This window comes from Microtetraspora sp. AC03309, assembly GCF_020826795.1.
Lineage (GTDB): Bacteria > Actinomycetota > Actinomycetes > Streptosporangiales > Streptosporangiaceae > Microtetraspora > Microtetraspora glauca.
The window spans coordinates 1-695 of record NZ_JADDIL010000315.1 but is presented as its reverse complement, the minus strand read 5'-3'; the positions used below and the strand labels follow the sequence as shown (position 1 = coordinate 695).

Here is a 695-nt window from a genome sequence, read left to right as displayed (position 1 = left end):
GAGTTGACCGCCAGCATGTTGTTCGCGTCATCCAACTCGATGGTGACGAGCGACCCGTAAACGGGAATGCGCTGACGGTATTGGGCGAACTTGACGACGGTGGAGTCGGTCAGCGGAATGGATTCGGTGCCGAGCGCCATGTACTCGGTGCCCGGCCCCGCGCTGCTGTCGGTGATCGAAGGAACCTCGGGGCTGGCGATCATCTGGTTGAGGTAGCGGCGCGCCGCCGATTCCGGGTCGAGTGTGGCGACGTCCACCGTCGGAGCCCCACCGGGCACGACGGCCTCGTCGTTGATGGCCTGAACTGCCGGGCCCTGGTACTTGTCCGAGCTGTGCAGGGCAAAGCTCTCTAACCCGTTGTCGTTCATCAGTTCTCATATCTCCTGCTCCGATGGATGGGCTGAACTGTTCCGGACCGGCCGGCTGTCAGCTCAGTGGCATGGGCTGATCATGCGTGGATCGCTGCGCGTTTGCGTGCGTAGTCGCCTACTCGAAAATCGGGCGGCACGGTGCCGCTGATCGGTCGTGCCGACATCGAACACAGGTAGTGGTCTACGCGCGCGTCTCTACGTGGCGGATGCCTATCGTCCACAAAGTACGCATCCGCCCGTAGGAGATCCGAAGTCAAGGGAGCCGGCCATGGCCAGCCAAGTCGCACAGTCCGGCGAGATCCACACAGTCGCGGCGTCCGTGAC

1 protein-coding gene is annotated in these 695 nt (G+C 63.2%); it reads right to left on the bottom strand.

The features are described 5' to 3' along the window. Positions 1-368: hypothetical protein (locus IMZ11_RS43050; protein WP_228649399.1), on the bottom strand; the 368-nt coding region annotated here is incomplete at its 3' end. Positions 369-695 lie beyond the last annotated feature (327 nt).